The organism is Mycobacterium parmense (assembly GCF_010730575.1).
Classification (GTDB): domain Bacteria; phylum Actinomycetota; class Actinomycetes; order Mycobacteriales; family Mycobacteriaceae; genus Mycobacterium; species Mycobacterium parmense.
In genome coordinates this window covers 2,170,855-2,189,124 of record NZ_AP022614.1, presented here as the reverse complement: position 1 = coordinate 2,189,124, position 18,270 = coordinate 2,170,855, and the positions used below count along the sequence as shown (strand labels likewise).

The 18,270-nt window shown below is 70.7% G+C and carries 18 protein-coding genes; 13 read left to right on the top strand and 5 right to left on the bottom strand.

Translation table 11 applies throughout. The features are described from left to right. The first annotated feature begins 116 nt into the window (after positions 1–116). From pyrR to pyrF, 7 genes are read left to right on the top strand one after another with little or no spacing between them, the layout of a single operon-like run. Complete coding sequence (pyrR, locus tag G6N48_RS09695; RefSeq protein ID WP_085269691.1) at positions 117–671, top strand: bifunctional pyr operon transcriptional regulator/uracil phosphoribosyltransferase PyrR; 555 nt, start codon at positions 117–119, stop codon at positions 669–671. Further along, positions 668–1,612, top strand: a complete 945-nt coding sequence (locus tag G6N48_RS09690; protein WP_085269690.1) for an aspartate carbamoyltransferase catalytic subunit — start codon at positions 668–670, stop codon at positions 1,610–1,612. Before pyrR ends, G6N48_RS09690 begins: the two co-directional genes overlap by 4 nt. Continuing rightward, a complete protein-coding gene (locus G6N48_RS09685; RefSeq protein WP_085269689.1) occupies positions 1,609–2,901 on the top strand; it encodes a dihydroorotase in 1,293 nt (430 codons plus the stop codon). Before G6N48_RS09690 ends, G6N48_RS09685 begins: the two co-directional genes overlap by 4 nt. Further along, the gene (locus G6N48_RS09680) at positions 2,898–3,407 is read left to right on the top strand and encodes a PH-like domain-containing protein (RefSeq protein ID WP_085269688.1); all 510 of its coding nucleotides are present in this window, start codon (positions 2,898–2,900) and stop codon (positions 3,405–3,407) included. Before G6N48_RS09685 ends, G6N48_RS09680 begins: the two co-directional genes overlap by 4 nt. Next, positions 3,404–4,525 carry a glutamine-hydrolyzing carbamoyl-phosphate synthase small subunit gene (gene carA / locus G6N48_RS09675; protein WP_085269687.1) on the top strand — a complete coding sequence of 374 codons (1,122 nt, stop codon included), beginning with the start codon at positions 3,404–3,406 and terminating at the stop codon, positions 4,523–4,525. The genes G6N48_RS09680 and carA overlap by 4 nt, the downstream gene beginning before the upstream one ends. After that, on the top strand, positions 4,525–7,899 hold the full coding sequence (gene carB, locus G6N48_RS09670) for a carbamoyl-phosphate synthase large subunit (protein WP_085269686.1): 3,375 nt from the start codon (positions 4,525–4,527) through the stop codon (positions 7,897–7,899). Before carA ends, carB begins: the two co-directional genes overlap by 1 nt. Beyond that, positions 7,896–8,723 carry an orotidine-5'-phosphate decarboxylase gene (gene pyrF, locus G6N48_RS09665; protein ID WP_085269685.1) on the top strand — a complete coding sequence of 276 codons (828 nt, stop codon included), beginning with the start codon at positions 7,896–7,898 and terminating at the stop codon, positions 8,721–8,723. Before carB ends, pyrF begins: the two co-directional genes overlap by 4 nt. Here pyrF and G6N48_RS09660 read toward each other — a convergent pair. Beyond that, positions 8,720–9,118 carry a TOBE domain-containing protein gene (locus G6N48_RS09660; RefSeq protein WP_085269748.1) on the bottom strand — a complete coding sequence of 133 codons (399 nt, stop codon included), beginning with the start codon at positions 9,116–9,118 and terminating at the stop codon, positions 8,720–8,722. The genes pyrF and G6N48_RS09660 overlap by 4 nt on opposite strands. A gap of 430 nt (positions 9,119–9,548) precedes the next feature. Here G6N48_RS09660 and mihF point away from each other — a divergent pair, with 430 nt between their 5' ends. The 5 genes from mihF to metK all read left to right on the top strand — a co-directional run bounded on the left by mihF (position 9,549) and on the right by metK (position 13,455). Next, positions 9,549–9,863, top strand: a complete 315-nt coding sequence (gene mihF / locus G6N48_RS09655) for an integration host factor, actinobacterial type (RefSeq protein WP_003872557.1) — start codon at positions 9,549–9,551, stop codon at positions 9,861–9,863. 14 nt (positions 9,864–9,877) lie between these two features. Continuing rightward, positions 9,878–10,501: a guanylate kinase gene (gmk, locus tag G6N48_RS09650; RefSeq protein ID WP_163670812.1), complete on the top strand. Its 624-nt coding sequence runs from the start codon at positions 9,878–9,880 to the stop codon at positions 10,499–10,501. 56 nt (positions 10,502–10,557) lie between these two features. After that, a complete protein-coding gene (gene rpoZ, locus G6N48_RS09645) occupies positions 10,558–10,890 on the top strand; it encodes a DNA-directed RNA polymerase subunit omega (RefSeq protein ID WP_085269684.1) in 333 nt (110 codons plus the stop codon). 13 nt (positions 10,891–10,903) lie between these two features. Further along, positions 10,904–12,148 (top strand): bifunctional phosphopantothenoylcysteine decarboxylase/phosphopantothenate--cysteine ligase CoaBC, encoded by a 1,245-nt coding sequence (gene coaBC, locus G6N48_RS09640; RefSeq protein ID WP_085269683.1) that lies wholly within the window; start codon positions 10,904–10,906, stop codon positions 12,146–12,148. A 95-nt stretch (positions 12,149–12,243) separates the two neighbouring features. Beyond that, positions 12,244–13,455, top strand: a complete 1,212-nt coding sequence (metK, locus tag G6N48_RS09635; RefSeq protein WP_085269682.1) for a methionine adenosyltransferase — start codon at positions 12,244–12,246, stop codon at positions 13,453–13,455. On the opposite strand, the gene G6N48_RS09630 is transcribed toward metK, so the two are convergent. Genes G6N48_RS09630 through G6N48_RS09615 form a run of 4 tightly spaced genes read right to left on the bottom strand, consistent with a single transcriptional unit; the run spans position 13,452 to position 17,483 of the window. Then, a complete protein-coding gene (locus G6N48_RS09630) occupies positions 13,452–14,027 on the bottom strand; it encodes a pyridoxamine 5'-phosphate oxidase family protein (RefSeq protein ID WP_085269681.1) in 576 nt (191 codons plus the stop codon). The genes metK and G6N48_RS09630 overlap by 4 nt on opposite strands. A gap of 16 nt (positions 14,028–14,043) precedes the next feature. After that, a complete protein-coding gene (locus tag G6N48_RS09625; RefSeq protein WP_085269680.1) occupies positions 14,044–15,528 on the bottom strand; it encodes a flavin-containing monooxygenase in 1,485 nt (494 codons plus the stop codon). Positions 15,529–15,538: 10 nt separating this feature from the next. Further along, positions 15,539–16,501 carry an alpha/beta hydrolase gene (locus G6N48_RS09620; RefSeq protein WP_085269679.1) on the bottom strand — a complete coding sequence of 321 codons (963 nt, stop codon included), beginning with the start codon at positions 16,499–16,501 and terminating at the stop codon, positions 15,539–15,541. Between the two features lie 4 nt (positions 16,502–16,505). Then, complete coding sequence (locus G6N48_RS09615; RefSeq protein WP_085269678.1) at positions 16,506–17,483, bottom strand: alpha/beta hydrolase; 978 nt, start codon at positions 17,481–17,483, stop codon at positions 16,506–16,508. On the opposite strand from G6N48_RS09615, the gene G6N48_RS09610 reads away from it, so the two are divergent. Next, positions 17,482–18,270 carry a lysoplasmalogenase gene (locus G6N48_RS09610; RefSeq protein WP_085269677.1) on the top strand — a complete coding sequence of 263 codons (789 nt, stop codon included), beginning with the start codon at positions 17,482–17,484 and terminating at the stop codon, positions 18,268–18,270. The two genes, G6N48_RS09615 and G6N48_RS09610, sit on opposite strands and share 2 nt — an antisense overlap.

Sequence of the window (18,270 nt, the reverse complement as noted above, 5' to 3'; positions counted from 1 at the left end):
CCCGGACCCGAGCCCGTCATGGTCGCCAGGGTAGTCACCGGAAGTGCTAGGCTGCCGTGCAGTCGACATCCTTTAACGATCCGTCCGGCGAGGCGGAGAAGGAGGTCAGGTCTCGCATGGGTGCCGCGGGTGACACCCGGGAATTGATGTCGGCGGCCGACGTGGGCCGCACCGTTTCCCGTATCGCACATCAGATCATCGAGAAGACCGCACTCGACGGTCCCGATGCCCCGCGCGTGGTGTTGCTGGGCATCCCGACCCGCGGCGTCATCCTGGCCGAACGGTTGGCCGCCAACATCGGTGAATTCAGCGGCGTGGACGTCGCGCGCGGCGCGCTGGACATCACGCTGTACCGCGACGACCTGATGACCAAGCCGCCGCGTCCGCTGGCCGCCACCTCGATTCCCGCGGGCGGCGTCGACGACGCGCTCGTGATCCTCGTCGACGACGTGCTCTACTCCGGGCGCTCGGTGCGCTCCGCCCTGGACGCGCTGCGCGACGTGGGCCGGCCGCGGGCGGTGCAGCTGGCGGTCCTGGTCGACCGCGGCCACCGCGAACTCCCGCTGCGTGCCGACTATGTCGGCAAGAACGTGCCGACCTCGCGCAGCGAGAGCGTGCACGTGCTGCTCACCGAGCACGACGGTCGCGACGGCGTGGTGATCTCGCGATGACCCGCCACCTGCTGACCGCCGGCGACCTGAGCCGCGACGACGCGACCGCCATCCTCGACGACGCCGACCGGTTCGCCCAGGCGCTGGTCGGCCGCGAGATCAAGAAGCTGCCCACGCTGCGCGGCCGCACCATCATCACGATGTTCTACGAGAACTCGACCCGCACCCGGGTGTCGTTCGAGGTGGCCGGGAAGTGGATGAGCGCCGACGTGATCAACGTGAGCGCGTCCGGATCGTCGGTGGGCAAGGGCGAGTCGCTGCGTGACACGGCCCTGACCTTGCGGGCCGCCGGGGCCGACGCGCTGATCATCCGCCATCCGGCCTCCGGCGCCGCGCAGCTGCTCGCCGACTGGACGTGCTCGGACGCCGGCGGCCCGTCGGTGATCAACGCCGGTGACGGCACCCACGAACACCCGACGCAGGCGCTGCTCGACGCGCTGACCATCCGCCAGCGCCTCGGCGGCATCGAAGGTCGGCGCGTCGTGATCGTCGGGGACATCCTGCACAGCCGGGTCGCGCGCTCCAACGTCATGCTGCTGGACACGCTCGGCGCCGAGGTGGTCCTGGTCGCGCCGCCCACGTTGCTGCCGGTGGGGGTCGACGGGTGGCCGGTGACGGTGTCCAACGACTTCGACGCCGAGCTGCCCGCCGCCGACGCGGTGCTGATGCTGCGGGTGCAGGCCGAGCGGATGAACGGCGGCTTCTTCCCGTCGGTGCGGGAGTACTCGTCGCTGTACGGTTTGTCCGACCGCCGCCAGGCCATGCTGGCCGGTCACGCGGTTGTCCTGCACCCGGGCCCGATGCTGCGCGGCATGGAGATCGCTTCGTCGGTTGCGGACTCGTCACAATCGGCTGTGCTGCAACAGGTTTCCAATGGTGTGCACGTGCGGATGGCGGTGCTGTTCCACGTGCTGATCGGAGCGGAGGAAATCGCGGCGTGAGCGTTGTCATCCGTGGGGTCAGGCTGTACGGGGAGGGCGACCGCGTCGACGTCCTGGTCGATGACGGCCAGATCGCCGAGATCGGCGCGGGGCTGGACATCCCCGACACCGCCGACGTCATCGACGCCACCGGCCAGGTGCTGCTGCCCGGCTTCGTCGACCTGCACACCCACCTGCGCGAGCCCGGCCGAGAATATGCCGAGGACATCGACACCGGCTCGGCAGCAGCGGCTTTGGGTGGCTACACCGCGGTGTTCGCGATGGCCAACACCAACCCGGTGGCCGACAGTCCGGTGGTCACCGACCACGTCTGGCACCGCGGCCGGCAGGTCGGCCTGGTGGACGTGCACCCCGTCGGGGCGGTCACCGTCGGGCTCGCCGGCGCCGAGCTCACCGAGATGGGCATGATGGCGGCCGGTGCCGCGCAGGTGCGGATGTTCTCCGACGACGGCGTCTGCGTGCACGACCCGCTCGTGATGCGCCGCGCCCTGGAGTACGCCAGCGGGCTCGGTGTGCTGATCGCCCAGCACGCCGAGGAGCCCAGGCTCACCGTCGGCGCCGTCGCGCACGAGGGACCCAACGCCGCCCGGCTCGGGCTCGCGGGCTGGCCCCGGGCGGCCGAGGAGTCGATCGTCGCCCGCGACGCGCTGCTGGCCCGCGACGCCGGCGCGCGCGTCCACATCTGCCACGCCTCCACCGCGGGCACTGTCGAGCTGTTGAAATGGGCCAAGGGCCAAGGGATTTCGATCACCGCCGAGGTGACCCCGCACCACCTGCTGCTCGACGACGGCCGGCTGTCCAGCTACGACGGGCGCAACCGTGTCAACCCGCCGCTGCGCGAGCACGCCGACGCCCTGGCGCTGCGGCGGGCGCTGGCCGACGGCGTCATCGACTGCGTGGCCACCGACCACGCCCCGCACGCCGAGCACGATAAGTGCTGCGAGTTCTCCGCCGCCCGCCCGGGCATGCTGGGGCTGCAGACGGCGCTGTCGGTGGTGGTGCAGACGATGGTGCAGCCCGGCCTGCTGACCTGGCGCGACGTCGCCCGCGTGATGAGCGAGAACCCCGCCGGCATCGTGGGGCTGCCCGACCACGGGCGGCCACTGGAGGTCGGGGAGCCGGCCAACCTGACCGTCATCGACCCGGACGCGACCTGGACCGTCGCCGGGGCCGACCTGGCCAGCCGGTCGGCCAACACGCCGTACGAGGCGATGAGCCTGCCCGCCACCGTGACCGCGACGCTGCTGCGTGGGAAGGTGACGGCTCGAGATGGGAAGTCCCCGGCATGAACTCCGGCACGCTGGTGGGGTCGCTGATCTTCGCGGCCGTGCTGGTGGTGGTGATCGCGGTGGTGATCCAGCTGATGATGGTCGGCTGGCGGCGCCGCGCCGCGCGGCAGAGCGAGCTGATCGGCACCATGCCCGCCATGCCGGACGAGGTGGGCGCCGCGACCACCACCATCCGGGGGATCTACGTCGGTTCCACGCTGTCGCCGGCCTGGAACGACCGGGTCACGGCCGGTGATCTCGGCTACCGCAGCAAGGCGGTGCTGACCCGTTATCCCGAGGGGATACTGCTGGAACGCATTCGCGCGAAACCGATCTGGATTCCTCAGGGGTCGATCACCGCGGTCCGCGCCGAGCGCGGCATGGCCGGCAAGGTCGCCGCGCGCAACTCGATCCTGGCGATCCGGTGGCGCCTGCCGTCGGGCGTCGAGATCGACACCGGGTTCCGTGCCAACAACCGCGGCGAATACGACGACTGGCTGCAGGCCGGACAGGAGGGAGCCGCGTGAGCGGTAAAGCTGTGTTGGTCCTCGAGGACGGCCGCGTCTTCACCGGGTCGCCGTTCGGTGAGGTCGGCCAGACACTCGGCGAGGCCGTCTTCTCCACCGGCATGTCCGGCTATCAGGAGACGCTGACCGACCCGAGCTACCACCGGCAGATCGTGGTGGCCACCGCGCCGCAGATCGGCAACACCGGCTGGAATGCCGAGGACGCCGAGAGCCGGGGCGACAAGATCTGGGTCGCCGGCTACGCGGTGCGCGACCCGTCGCCGCGAGCCTCGAACTGGCGCGCGACCGGCACGCTGGAGGACGAGCTGGTCCGCCAGCGCATCGTCGGGATCGCCGGCATCGACACCCGCGCGGTGGTGCGCCACCTGCGCAGCCGCGGCTCGATGAAGGCCGGGGTGTTCTCCGGCGACGCGCTCGCCGACGCGGACGAGCTGCTGGCGCGGGTACGCGGCCAGCAGTCGATGCTGGGGGCCGATCTCGCCGGCGAGGTCAGCACCCCCGATGTCTACGTCGTGGAACCCGAAGTCCCGCAACGCTTCACCGTCGCCGCGCTCGACCTCGGCATCAAGACCAACACACCGCGGAACTTCGCCCGGCGCGGCGTCCGCAGCCATGTGCTGCCCGCGTCGGCGACCTTCGAGCAGATCGCCGACCTCAAGCCCGACGGGGTCTTCCTGTCCAACGGCCCCGGCGACCCCGCCACCGCCGACCACGTCGTCGCGCTCACCCGCGATGTGCTCGGCGCCGGAATACCGCTGTTCGGTATCTGTTTCGGCAACCAGATCCTGGGCCGGGCGCTGGGCCTGTCCACCTACAAGATGGTGTTCGGTCACCGCGGCATCAACATCCCGGTGATCGACCACGTCACCCGCCGGGTGGCGGTGACCGCGCAGAATCACGGCTTCGCGCTCGAGGGGGAGGCGGGCCAGCGCTTCGACACGCCGTTCGGCGCCGCGGTGGTCAGCCACACCTGCGCCAACGACGGGGTGGTCGAGGGCGTCAGACTCGCCAGCGGCAAGGCGTTCTCGGTTCAGTACCATCCCGAGGCGGCCGCCGGCCCGCACGATGCGGAGTACCTTTTCGACCAGTTCATCGACCTGATGGCAGGGGGCCGCTGATGCCGCGACGCACCGACCTCAACCACGTGCTGGTGATCGGCTCGGGGCCCATCATCATCGGGCAGGCGGCCGAATTCGACTACTCCGGCACCCAGGCCTGCCGGGTGCTGCGCGCCGAGGGGCTGCAGGTCAGCCTGATCAACTCCAATCCGGCGACCATCATGACCGACCCCGAGTACGCCGACCACACCTACGTCGAGCCCATCACCCCGGCGTTCGTGGAGCGCGTCATCGCCCAGCAGGCCGAGCGGGGCAACAAGATCGACGCCGTGCTGGCCACCCTGGGGGGGCAGACCGCGCTCAACACCGCCGTGGCGCTCTACGAGAGCGGCGCGCTGGAGCGTTACGACGTCGAGCTCATCGGCGCCGACTTCGACGCCATCCAGCGCGGCGAGGACCGGCAGCGGTTCAAGGACATCGTCGCCAAGGTCGGCGGCGAATCCGCCCGCAGCCGGGTGTGTTTCACGATGGACGAGGTCCGCGAAACGGTCGCGGAGGTCGGCCTGCCGGTCGTGGTGCGGCCCAGCTTCACCATGGGCGGCCTGGGATCGGGCATGGCCCGCAGCCACGAGGACGTCGACCGGATGGCCGGCGCCGGGCTGGCCGCGTCGCCCAGCGCCAACGTGCTCATCGAGGAATCGATCTACGGCTGGAAGGAATTCGAGCTCGAGCTGATGCGCGACGGCCACGACAACGTGGTGGTGGTGTGCTCGATCGAGAACGTCGACCCGATGGGCGTGCACACCGGCGACTCGGTGACCGTCGCGCCGGCGATGACGCTGACCGACCGCGAATACCAGCGGATGCGCGACCTGGGCATCGCCATCCTGCGCGAGGTCGGCGTCGACACGGGCGGCTGCAACATCCAGTTCGCGGTCGACCCCAGCGACGGCCGGCTGGTCGTCGTCGAGATGAACCCGCGCGTCTCGCGGTCCAGCGCGTTGGCGTCCAAGGCCACCGGCTTCCCCATCGCCAAGATCGCGGCCAAGCTCGCCATCGGCTACACCCTCGACGAGATCGTCAACGACATCACCAAGGAGACGCCGGCCTGCTTCGAGCCCACCCTGGACTACGTCGTGGTCAAGGCGCCGCGGTTCGCGTTCGAGAAGTTCCCCGGCGCCGACCCGACCCTGACCACCACCATGAAGTCCGTCGGCGAGGCGATGTCGCTGGGCCGCAACTTCATCGAGGCGCTCGGCAAGGTGATGCGGTCCCTGGAAACCGACCGCGCCGGCTTCTGGACCAAGCCCGACCCGGATGGCGACGTCAACGAGGTGCTGGACCGGCTGCGGACCCCGACCGAGGGCCGCCTCTACGACATCGAGCTGGCGCTGCGTCTGGGCGCCTCGATCGAGCAGGTGGCGCAGGCCAGCGGCGTCGACCCCTGGTTCGTGGCGCAGATCGCGGAGCTCGAGACCCTGCGCGCCGAGCTGGCCGCCGCCCCGGTACTCGACGCGGAGCTGCTGCGGCGCGGCAAGCACAGCGGCCTGTCGGACCGCCAGATCGCCGCGCTGCGGCCGGAACTGGCCGGGGAGAACGGAGTCCGGTCGCTGCGCGGGCGGCTCGGCATCCACCCGGTGTACAAGACGGTGGACACCTGCGCGGCGGAGTTCGAGGCCAAGACCCCGTATCACTACAGCAGCTACGAGCTCGACCCCGCCGCCGAGACCGAGGTGACTCCGCAGAAGGAAAAGCCCAAGGTGCTGATCCTGGGCTCGGGGCCCAACCGGATCGGCCAGGGCATCGAATTCGACTACAGCTGCGTGCACGCGGCGACCACGTTGAGCCAGGCCGGTTTCGAGACCGTGATGGTCAACTGCAACCCGGAGACCGTGTCCACCGACTACGACACCGCCGACCGGCTGTACTTCGAGCCGCTGACCTTCGAGGACGTGTGCGAGGTGTTCCGTGCCGAGCAGCAGTCCGCCGGCGGGGGACCCGGTGTCGTCGGGGTCATCGTGCAACTCGGCGGCCAGACCCCGCTCGGGCTGGCCCAGCGGCTCGCCGACGCGGGCGTGCCGATCGTCGGCACCCCGCCGCAGGCCATCGACCTGGCCGAGGACCGCGGCGCGTTCGGCGACCTGCTCAGCGCGGCCGGCCTGCCGGCGCCGAAATACGGCATGGCAACCACTTTCGCGCAGGCCCGCCGGATCGCCGAGGAGATCGGCTACCCGGTGCTGGTGCGCCCGTCGTACGTGCTGGGCGGGCGGGGCATGGAGATCGTCTACGACGAGCAGACGCTGGAGGGCTACATCACCCGCGCCACCGAGCTGTCGCCGGAGCACCCGGTGCTCGTCGACCGCTTCCTCGAGGACGCGGTGGAGATCGACGTCGACGCGCTGTGCGACGGCGCCGAGGTCTACATCGGCGGCATCATGGAGCACATCGAGGAGGCCGGCATCCACTCCGGTGACTCGGCGTGCGCGCTGCCGCCGGTGACGCTGGGCCGCAGCGACATCGAGAAGGTGCGCCGCGCGACGGAGGCCATCGCGTTCGGGATCGGGGTCGTCGGGCTGCTCAACGTCCAATACGCGCTGAAGGACGACGTGCTCTACGTGCTGGAGGCCAACCCGAGGGCGAGCCGTACCGTGCCCTTCGTGTCCAAGGCCACCGCCGTTCCGCTCGCCAAAGCGTGCTCGCGGATCATGCTGGGCACCAGCATCTCCCAGCTCCGCGACGAGGGGATGCTGGCCGCGACCGGCGACGGCGCCCACGCGCCGCCGCAGGCGCCGATCGCGGTCAAGGAGGCGGTGCTGCCGTTCCACCGCTTCCGCCGCGCCGACGGGGCCGCCATCGACTCCCTGCTCGGCCCGGAGATGAAATCCACCGGCGAGGTGATGGGCATCGACCGCGACTTCGGCACCGCCTTCGCCAAGAGCCAGACCGCGGCCTACGGGTCGCTGCCCGCGCAGGGCACGGTGTTCGTCTCGGTGGCCAACCGGGACAAGCGGTCGCTGGTGTTCCCGGTCAAGCGCCTCGCCGACCTCGGGTTCCGCGTCCTGGCCACCGAGGGCACCGCGGAGATGTTGCGGCGCAACGGGATTCCGTGCGACGAAGTACGCAAGCACTTCGAGGAGCCGCAGCCCGGCCGCCCCGAGATGTCGGCGGTCGACGCCATCCGGGCCGGCGGGGTGAACATGGTCATCAACACGCCCTACGGCAACTCCGGCCCGCGCATCGACGGCTACGAGATCCGCTCTGCCGCGGTGTCGGCCAACATTCCCTGCGTCACGACGGTGCAGGGGGCGTCCGCGGCCGTGCAGGGCATCGAGGCGGGCATCCGCGGCGACATCGGGGTGCGGAGCCTGCAGGAGCTGCACAGCCTGATCGGGCACGGCGGCGCGGGCGAAGCGCGCGACAGAGGGCCGCTGTGACGGGGTTCGGCGGTCGGCTGGCCGGGGCGAAGTCCGCCCGCGGGCCGCTGTGTCTGGGCATCGACCCGCATCCGGAGTTGCTGCGCGCCTGGGGCCTGCCGACCACCGCCGACGGGCTCGCCCGGTTCTGCGACATCTGCGTCGAGGCGTTCTCCGGCTTCGCCGTCGTCAAGCCGCAGGTGGCGTTCTTCGAGGCGTACGGCGCGGCCGGCTTCGCCGTGCTGGAACGCACCATCGCCGCGTTGCGCGATCGCGGGGTCCTGGTGATCGCCGACGCCAAGCGGGGCGACATCGGCTCGACGATGGCGGCCTACGCCGCCGCCTGGGCGGGCGACTCGCCGCTGGCCGCCGACGCCGTCACGGCTTCGCCCTACCTGGGGTTCGGCTCGCTGCGGCCGCTGCTGGAGGCCGCCGCGGCGCGCGACCGGGGGGTGTTCGTGCTGGCCGCGACCTCCAACCCGGAGGGCGCGACGGTGCAACGCGCCGCCACCGACGGTCGCACGGTGGCGCAGCTGATCGTGAACCAGGCGGCGGCGGCCAACCGGTCGGTCACCGCGGACCAGGCCGGGTTCGTCGGGGTGGTGGTCGGTGCGACGGTCTTCGAGGCGCCCGATCTCAGCGCCCTGGGCGGCCCGGTGCTGGTGCCGGGGCTCGGCGTCCAGGGCGGGCGTCCCGAGGCGCTGGCGGGCCTGGGCGGGGCCGCGCCGGGCCAGCTGCTGCCCGCCGTCGCACGCGAAGTGCTGCGGGCCGGTCCCGGCGTGCCCGAGCTGCGGGCGGCGGGCGAGCGCATGGTGGACGCGGTCGCCTACCTCGGGTCGGTCTAAGGGGCCGTCTCGACGATCACCGTCGTGGCCTTGACGACGGCCACGGCGACGCTGCCGGGCTTGAGCCTCAGCTCCTCGGCCGCCTCGGTGCTCATCAGCGAGACGACGGTGAAGGGGCCGCACTGCATCTCGACATGCGTCATCACCTTGTCGCTGACGACCTTGGTGACCAGGCCGACGAACCGGTTGCGGGCCGAACTGCCGATGCCCAGCGGATCCGGTGGGGGAGCGGGCGCGTTGCTGCGGGAGAACCGGGCCAGATCCTCGCTCGCGATCACCTTGCGCCCGGCCGCGTCGTGGCTGACCGTCAGCGCGCCTTGGTTGATCCATCGCCGGACGGTGTCGTCGCTGACTCCGAGCAGGTCCGCCGCCTGACGAATCCGCAGGTTCGGCACCGCTCGATCGTAACCGAGCCCGCGCGCAACCCCACCGGGCGACGACGCGACACGCGCGACACGCCCTGCCGATCGCGTGATGCCCAGCACCGGGCCGATCGGGCCCCGCGCCGCGGACGTCCGACGCGTCGCCGCCCGGGCGGACGCCCCGTCGCCGTGGCGTGCAAAACCGCTGGTCGAAGGCAGGAAAGGGGCGGCCCGCGCGGCGCGGTCAGCCCCGTGCACAGCCACGGTCGGCGCTGCCCGGCCGACGGTGTTTTCCCGGCCTCGCCGGGCCCGTTGAGCGGGCGCATGCTGCGGGTTTGATCGCCTTAACCCGGGGGGCGGGTTAGATTTCGTCGGAAGGCCTGAGTACGGTCGTCTGCGCTGGCAGAAGTACCCGGCGAAGACACATGAAGATCGATTGAGATTGATCAGATACGGAGGAATCGTGGCCCTTCCCCAGTTGACCGACGAGCAGCGCGCGGCCGCGTTGGAGAAGGCGGCTGCCGCACGTCGAGCTCGAGCAGAGCTCAAGGACCGGCTGAAGCGCGGCGGCACCAACCTCAGCCAGGTGCTCAAGGACGCCGAAACGGACGAAGTCCTGGGCAAGATGAAGGTCTCCGCGCTGCTGGAGGCGTTGCCGAAGGTCGGCAAGGTCAAGGCGCAGGAGATCATGACCGAGCTGGAGATCGCCCCGACCCGCCGCCTGCGGGGCCTCGGTGACCGCCAGCGCAAGGCTCTGCTGGAAAAGTTCGGCTCCTAAACCGGGCAGTCCCGGTGAGCGCCGGCGGGGGACCGGACGCACAGCGCGGCCGTGTGGTCGTGCTGTCCGGTCCCTCGGCCGTCGGCAAGTCGACGGTGGTCCGTTGTCTGCGCGAACGCGTCCCTGACCTGCATTTCAGCGTCTCGGCGACCACGCGGGCGCCGCGGCCGGGCGAGGTCGACGGCGTCGACTACCACTTCGTCAGCGCCGCCCGGTTCCAGCAACTGATCGACGAGGGCGCCCTGCTCGAGTGGGCCGACATCCACGGTGGGCTGCACCGCTCCGGCACCCTGGCCGCACCCGTGCGGGCCGCCACCGCGGCCGGGCATCCGGTGCTCATCGAGGTCGATCTGGCGGGGGCCAGGGCCGTGAAATCCGCGCTGCCCGAGGCCATCACCGTGTTTTTGGCGCCCCCGAGTTGGGAGGACCTCGAGGCCAGACTCGTCGGCCGCGGCACCGAGACCCCGGAGGCCATCCGGCGCCGCCTCGAGACCGCCCGCGTCGAATTGGCCGCCCAGGACGACTTCGACGAGGTCGTCGTCAACAGGGAATTGGAGTCGGCGTGCGCCGAATTGGTATCCTTGCTGGTAACTGCGCCGGACCGTCCAGACGCGCAGACCGGACCCACTCGAGATTGAGCACGAACTTCCCCGCGGTCCGACAACCGCAGTAATCCACCAGGAGATTGACTTACGTGAGTACTTCGCAGTCCGACGCGCCGCTGGCCGCCGTCCCCACCGCCGACCGGTTCGACTCGCTGGCGGCCGGACAGCGCGCCTACGACACGCCGCTGGGCATCACCAACCCGCCCATCGACGAGTTGCTGGACCGGGTCTCCAGCAAGTACGCGCTGGTGATCTACGCGGCCAAGCGCGCCCGGCAGATCAACGACTATTACAACCAGCTCGGTGAGGGCATCCTCGAGTACGTCGGGCCGCTCGTCGAGCCGGGCCTGCAGGAGAAGCCCCTCTCCATCGCCATGCGCGAGATCCACGGCGACCTGCTCGAGCACACCGAGGGCGAGTAACAGGGCAGGGGCGGTGGACCGCAAGCGGATAGTCGTCGGCGTCTCCGGGGGCATCGCCGCCTACAAGGCGTGCACCGTGGTCCGCCAGCTGTCCGAGGCCGGCCACCACGTGCGGGTCGTCCCGACCGAATCCGCGCTGCGCTTCGTCGGCGCCGCCACGTTCGAGGCGCTTTCCGGGCAGCCGGTGAGCACCGGGGTCTTCGAGGACGTCCCGGACGTGCCGCACGTCAAGCTCGGCCAGCAGGCCGACCTGGTCGTGGTGGCGCCCGCCACCGCGGACCTCTTGGCCCGGGCGGTTCACGGCCGGGCCGACGACCTGCTGACCGCCACGCTGCTGACCGCCCGCTGCCCGGTGCTGTTCGCCCCCGCCATGCACACCGAGATGTGGTTGCACCCCGCCACGGTCGACAACGTGGCCACGCTGCGCCGCCGCGGGGCGGTGGTGCTCGAACCCGCCTCCGGGCGGCTCACCGGCCACGACAGCGGGGCGGGGCGGCTCCCCGAGGCCGAGGAGATCACCACCCTGGCCCACCTGCTGCTGGAGCGCAACGACGCCCTGCCCTACGACCTCGCCGGCTGCAAGGTGCTGGTCACCGCCGGCGGCACCCGCGAACCGATCGACCCGGTCCGCTTCATCGGCAACCGCAGCTCCGGCAAGCAGGGCTACGCCGTCGCGCGGGTCGCCGCCCAGCGCGGGGCCCAGGTCACGCTGATCGCCGGGCACACCGCCGGCTTGATCGACCCCGCCGGGGTGGAGGTGGTCCAGGTCAGCTCCGCCGCGCAACTCGGCGATGCGGTCTCCAAGCACGCCGCCGAGGCGGACGTGCTCGTGATGGCGGCGGCGGTCGCCGACTTCCGGCCCGCGCGGGTTTCGGCCGCGAAGATCAAAAAGGGCCCCGACAGCCAGGCCGGCCCGCCGGCGATCGACCTGGTGCGCAATGACGACGTCCTGGCCGGCGTCGTCCGCGCCCGGGCCCACGGCGAGCTGCCCAACATGCGCGCCATCGTCGGGTTCGCCGCCGAGACCGGCGACGCCAACGGCGATGTGCTGTTCCACGCCCGCGCCAAGCTGCGCACCAAGGGGTGCGATTTGCTGGTGGTCAACGCGGTGGGCGACGGCCGGGCGTTCGAGGTCGACAACAACGACGGCTGGATGTTGGCGTCCGACGGCGCCGAGTCCGCATTGCAGCACGGCTCCAAGACCCTGATGGCCAGTCGTATTGTGGATGCGATCGTCACGTTTCTGCGCGGCTCCTGAAGGGGTCCTGGCTGGTCGCTTGCACCACTGGACGGATGCAGATCCGGGCCGCAGACTATAATTTGACTAACTAATTAATCGAGAGGACGGGAATAGTGAGCGAAAAGGGTCGCCTGTTTACCAGTGAGTCGGTGACCGAGGGCCATCCCGACAAGATCTGTGACGCGATCAGCGACTCCGTTCTGGACGCCCTGCTGGCGCAGGACCCTCGCTCACGTGTCGCGGTCGAGACGCTGGTGACCACCGGCCAGGTGCACGTCGTGGGCGAGGTGACGACGACGGCGAAGGAGGCCTTCGCCGACATCACCAACACCGTGCGCGCGCGCATCCTCGACATCGGCTACGACTCGTCGGACAAGGGCTTCGACGGCGCCTCGTGCGGGGTGAACATCGGGATCGGCGCGCAGTCGCCCGACATCGCCCAGGGCGTCGACACCGCCCACGAGGCGCGCGTGGAGGGCGCGGCCGATCCGCTGGACGCCCAGGGCGCCGGCGACCAGGGCCTGATGTTCGGCTACGCCATCCGCGACACCCCGGAGCTGATGCCGCTGCCCATCGCGCTGGCCCACCGGCTGTCGCGGCGGCTGACCGAGGTGCGCAAGAACGGCGTGCTGCCGTATCTGCGCCCGGACGGCAAGACGCAGGTCACCATCGCCTACGAGAACGACGTGCCGGTCGCACTGGACACCGTGGTGATCTCCACCCAGCACGCGGCCGACGTCGACCTGGCGAACACGCTGACGCCCGACCTGCGCGAGAAGGTCCTCAACACCGTGCTCGACGACCTCGCGCACGACACGCTGGACACCTCGTCCACGCGGCTGCTGATCAACCCGACCGGCAAGTTCGTGCTGGGAGGGCCCATGGGCGACGCGGGCCTCACCGGCCGCAAGATCATCGTCGACACCTACGGAGGCTGGGCGCGCCACGGTGGCGGCGCGTTCTCCGGCAAGGACCCGTCGAAGGTGGACCGCTCGGCGGCGTACGCGATGCGCTGGGTGGCCAAGAACATCGTCGCGGCCGGCCTGGCCGAAAGGGTGGAGGTGCAGGTGGCCTACGCCATCGGCAAGGCCGCCCCCGTGGGGCTGTTCGTCGAGACCTTCGGCACCGCCACGGTCGACCCGGTCAAGATCGAGAAGATCGTGCCCGAGGTGTTCGACCTGCGGCCCGGCGCCATCATCCGCGACCTCGACCTGCTGCGCCCGATCTACGCCCAGACCGCCGCCTACGGGCACTTCGGGCGCACCGATGTCGAACTGCCATGGGAGCAGGTCGACAAGGTCGACGAGCTCAAGCGGGCGATCTAGGCCCGCTTCTGCGGCGTCGGGTGGTCGGCGTCCAGCGCCGGTAGGCAGTCGATGCTGCGCCGGTTGCGGTCGACGAGGCCGGCGAACTTGGCGTCGGAGGCCCCGGCGTGGTGCGCGTCGAGCACGGGCCGCTCGTCGACGAGCTCGTAGTAGGGCACCGCGAATCCGCACGCGTCGGCGATCCGGTTCACATCGATGACGATGGCGGCCCGGACGCCGGCGTGGTTGTTGGCGCCGAAAAGCGCTGCCAGGGAATCGAATTCGGCGTCGTCGGGGCGGACCACGCGGCCCGTGCCGAACAGCCGCAGGATCCTCGAGTAGCGGGTGAACGAGCAGAACATCACGGTGATCCGGCCGTTGTCCCGCAGGTGGGCGATCGTCTCGACGCCGCTGCCGAACAGGTCCAGGTAGGCCACCGTGTGGTCGTCGAGCACGGCGAAGGTGTCGCGGTATCCCTTGGGGGACAGATTGATCCGGCCACCCTCGGAGGGTGCGGTGGCCACGAAGAACATGGCCTGCTCGGCGATGAAGTCACGCAGCGACTCGTCGAGACGGGGATACTCCTTTGCCACGCGTGAAAGCCTAGCGCTAGGCGGAGAACCGGTAGTCGTCGAGATCGAACCGCCTGCTGCGCCAGTACGCCTCCACCGTGGTGGTCGGGCGCAGCGGGACGTCGCCGTTCTTGTCGAAGTAGTAGCTGTTGGCCAGCTTGCAGCTGTCCTGCCAGAAGATCTGGCGGTGCCGCTTGCGCATCATCTCGGCGAAGTAGCGCGCGTTGGCGTCCTCGGTCACCTCGACGCGGCTGGCGCCGCAGCGCCGGGCCCGCTTGAGGCACCGGACGATGTGATGGGTCTGGGCCTCGATGAGCGCGAAATAGGACGAGCCGACATAACCGTATGGCCCGAACACGCTGTAGAAGTTCGGGAACCCCGGCACCGAGACCCCCTCGTAGGCCTGCAACCGGTGCTCGTCCCAGAATTTGCTCAGTGGCAGGCCGCCGCTCCCGGTGACCGGATAGGTCGGCACGTGGTCGGTGTCCATCACCTTGAAACCGGTCGCCAGGATCAAGACGTCGACCTCGTGCGCGTCGCCGCCGGTGGTGGTGACCGCCGAGGCGGTGATCTTGTCGATCGGCTCGGTCACCAGCCGCACGTTGTCGCGGTTGAACGTCGCGAGGTAGCCGTTGTGGAAGCCGGGCCGTTTGCAGCCCACGGCGTAGCGCGGCGTGAGCCGCTCGCGCACCGCGGGGTCGCGGACCTGCCGGCGCAGATAGCCCAGCCCCGCCGACTCCATCCGCTTGGCCAGCGGGAACACCGTGAAGTACTGCGCCGAGATCGGGAAGGTCAGCTCGACGAAGGCCTGGCTGGCCAGCCGCGCGACCACGTTGCCGCCGGGCAGTCGCATGGCCCAGCGGGCCGGCGCGGGCAATGCGACGTCGAACTTGGGGAAGCACCAGATCGGCGTGCGCTGAAACACCGTGAGCTGCTTGACAATCGGCGCGATCTCGGGGATCACCTGCACGGCCGAGGCGCCGGTGCCGACGATGGCGACGCGCTTGCCCGCCAGGTCCTGGGAGTGATCCCAGCGTGCGGTGTGCATGGTGATGCCGCCGAACGAGTCCACTCCGTCGATGTCGGGCAGGTTGGGCACGGTCAGCACGCCGCAGGCGCTGATCACGAACCTGGCGGTCAGCTCGCCGTGGCGGTCGGTGCGCACCCGCCACACGGCGCGCTCGTCGTCGAACTCCGCGGAGATCACCTTCGTGCCGAGCCGGATTCGCGACCGGAGGCCGTATTTGTCGACGCAGTGCTCGGCGTACGCCTTGAGCTCGCGGCCGGGCGCGTAGGTGCGCGACCAGCGCGGGCTCTGCTCGAACGAGAACTGGTAGGAGAAGGACGGGATGTCCACGGCGATGCCGGGATAGGTGTTCCAGTGCCACGTCCCGCCGACGCCGTCGCCGGCCTCGAGCAGCAGGTAGTCGGTCATGCCGGCCCGGTCGAGCTTGATGGCGGCGCCGATTCCGGCGAACCCGGCGCCGATGATCAGCGTGTGGTGGTCGGGCGTGCAGGTCATCTGGTTGTCCTCAGCCGTGCAGCGCCCGCTTCAGCGCCGCCAGCCCCCGGTCGGTGGCCTCGGCCGCGGCCGGGATTACCATCGCGAAGCTGACGTAGCCGTGCACCAGGGTGGGTTCGTTGCTCAGCTCGACCTGCACGCCCGCGGCCGTCAGCAGCTTGGCGTAGCGGGCCCCGTCGTCGCGCAGCGGGTCGTGCTCGGCGGTGCCGATGTAGGCGGGCGGCAGACCGGACAGGTCGTCGGCGTTGGCCGGCGCCACCGTGGGGGGCAGCGCCGTCGGGTCGCTGATGTCGAGCTCGGGCAGGTACCAGGACAGAAAGGCATCGATGGCGTCGCGGTCCAGGACCGGCGCGGCGGCGTTCTCCGTGTAGGACGGCAGCGACAGGTCCGCGGTGACCGTCGGGTACCACAGCAGCTGGAAAGCCAGCGCCGGACCGCCGTGCTGCCGGGCCAGGTGCGCCATCACCGCCGCGAGGTTGCCGCCCGCCGAGTCACCGGCCACCGCGATCCGCGCCGGGTCGCCCCCCAGCTCGGCGGCGTTCTCGGCGACCCACTGCAGCACCGCCCAGCAGTCGTTGACCCCGGCGGGGAACGGGTGTTCGGGGGCCAGCCGGTAGTCGACGGAAACCACGATCGCCTCCGCGCCGGCCGCGTGCGCGCGGGCAACGGGGTCGTGGGTGTCCAGGTCGCCCAGGCAGAAGCCGCCGCCGTGGTAGAAGACGACGACAGGCGCGGGCGTGGCGGCACCGGCCGGCCAGTAGATGCGGACGGGGATGCCGGCGAGCCCGCCGTGGTCGACCGTGCGATCCTCGGTCCGCAAGCCCGGCAGCATCTCCTGCGGCACCTTCAGCAGGCGCAGCCGCTTGCGGGCGACCTCGACGCCGTCCTCTGCCTTGAAGGTCATCGGGAACGCGTCGAGCAACGACTTGAACGTCGGATCGATGGCTGGTCGGTCGCTGGTCGGCTCGGTCATGGATTTACCGTACGCCGGGGGTTCGGCCGTGCAGGGCGTTGCGCAGCGCCGCCAGCCCCCGATCGCAGGCGGCGGTCGCGGCCGGCACCACACCCGCGTAACCGAGGTAGCCGTGCACCATCGTCTCGGCGTTGTGCACCTCGACGGGCACGCCGGCCGCGGCCAGCAGCTCGCCGTACCGGATGCCGTCGTCGCGCAGCGGGTCGTATCCGGCGACCCCGATGTAGGCCGGCGGCAGGCCGGCCAGGTTTTTCGCCCGCCCCGGCGCCATGGCCGGCGGCGGATCCGACAGGTCGACTTCGCCTGCGTACCAACGCGAGAACGCGGAGACGGTCCGCACGTCGAGAATCGGCGCGGCGGCGTTCTCGGTGAAGGAGGGCAGCGTCGCGTCCCACATCGTGGAGGGATACCACAACAGCTGGAACGAGATCGGCGGTCCGGCGCTGTCGCGGGCGCGCTGGGCCGTCGCCGCGGCGATGGTCCCCCCGGCCGAATCCCCGGCGACGGCCATCCGGGCGGGGTCGACGCCGAGCCCGTCGGCGTGCGCGGCCGCCCACTGCGTTGCGGCCCAAGCGTCTTCGACGGCGGCGGGGTAGGGGTGCTCGGGCGCCAGTCGGTAGTCCACGGACACCACGACCGCGTCGGCGCCGACCGCGTGCTGGCGGGCCGTGCCGTCGTGGGTGTCGAGGTCGCCCACCACGAAACCGCCGCCGTGGAAGAACAGGACGACGGGCCGCCGCGCGCCGGGATCGGTTGACGGCCAATAGATGCGGATGTTGATCGGCCCCGCCGGGCCGGGTATGTCGCGGTCCTCGACCCGCAGCTCGGGGTGCACCGGCCGGCGCGGCAGGTCGCGGAAGCGTTGTCGCGCCGCGTCGACACCGTCGTCGAGTGATAGCCGGAAGGGAACCGCATCCAGTACCTTCTGCAAGATGGGGTCGATTGCGGGTTTCTCGTCGGCTGTTCTGTCCAAGCTGGGCATGGAGGTACCGTACGCACCTCGCCTGGTGGCCGGCGGCTGGGTGGTGGCCGGCTGGGCCGGCCTGTCCTACGGCGTCTACCTGACCGTGCTGGCGCTGCGGTCGCCGCCGGGAACGGAGCTGACCGGGCACTGGATCCTGCAGCCCCCGTTCAAAGCGCTGATGGCGTTGTTGCTGACGGTCGCCGCGCTCGGGCACCCGATCGTCCGCGAGCGGCGCTGGCTGGTGCCCGCACTGCTGCTGTCGGCCACCGGCGACTGGCTGCTGGCGATCCCGTGGTGGACCCTGTCCTTCGTCGTGGGGCTGGCCTCGTTCTTGTTGGCGCACTTGTGTTTTCTGGCCGCGCTGCTGCCGCTGGCCACCGTGGCGGCGCCGTCGCGGCCGCGCATCGCCGCCGTGGCGCTGATCTGCCTGGCGACTCTGGCGTTGCTGGCCTGGTTCTGGCCCCACCTGAGCCGTGACCAGCTCACGATCCCGGTCACGGCCTACATCCTGGTGCTGACCGCGATGGTGTGCACGGCGCAGCTGGCGCGGCTGCCGACGATCTGGACCGCGGTGGGCGCGATCTGCTTCGCGCTGTCCGACGCCATGATCGGCATCGGCAGGTTCATCCTGGACAACCAGGCTCTCTCGGTGCCCGTCTGGTGGCTTTACGCCGCGGCTCAGGTCCTCATCACGGCCGGGTTCTTCTTCGGCCGGGAGGAGTCGGTTCTGGACGAGGGCTACGAAGACGACGACTGGGAAGAGGGCGCGCAGGTCGTCGACTGGCCCGCCGAAGGCTTTGAATAA

Coding starts and splice junctions, on each gene's coding strand:
- G6N48_RS09615 (WP_085269678.1), bottom strand. CDS start 17,483: ATGCCCAGCTTGGACAGAACAGCCGACGAGAAACCCGCAATCGACCCC.
- G6N48_RS09625 (WP_085269680.1), bottom strand. CDS start 15,528: ATGACCTGCACGCCCGACCACCACACGCTGATCATCGGCGCCGGGTTC.
- G6N48_RS09610 (WP_085269677.1), top strand. CDS start 17,482: ATGGAGGTACCGTACGCACCTCGCCTGGTGGCCGGCGGCTGGGTGGTG.
- G6N48_RS09690 (WP_085269690.1), top strand. CDS start 668: ATGACCCGCCACCTGCTGACCGCCGGCGACCTGAGCCGCGACGACGCG.
- carB (WP_085269686.1), top strand. CDS start 4,525: ATGCCGCGACGCACCGACCTCAACCACGTGCTGGTGATCGGCTCGGGG.
- G6N48_RS09680 (WP_085269688.1), top strand. CDS start 2,898: ATGAACTCCGGCACGCTGGTGGGGTCGCTGATCTTCGCGGCCGTGCTG.
- G6N48_RS09620 (WP_085269679.1), bottom strand. CDS start 16,501: ATGACCGAGCCGACCAGCGACCGACCAGCCATCGATCCGACGTTCAAG.
- pyrR (WP_085269691.1), top strand. CDS start 117: ATGGGTGCCGCGGGTGACACCCGGGAATTGATGTCGGCGGCCGACGTG.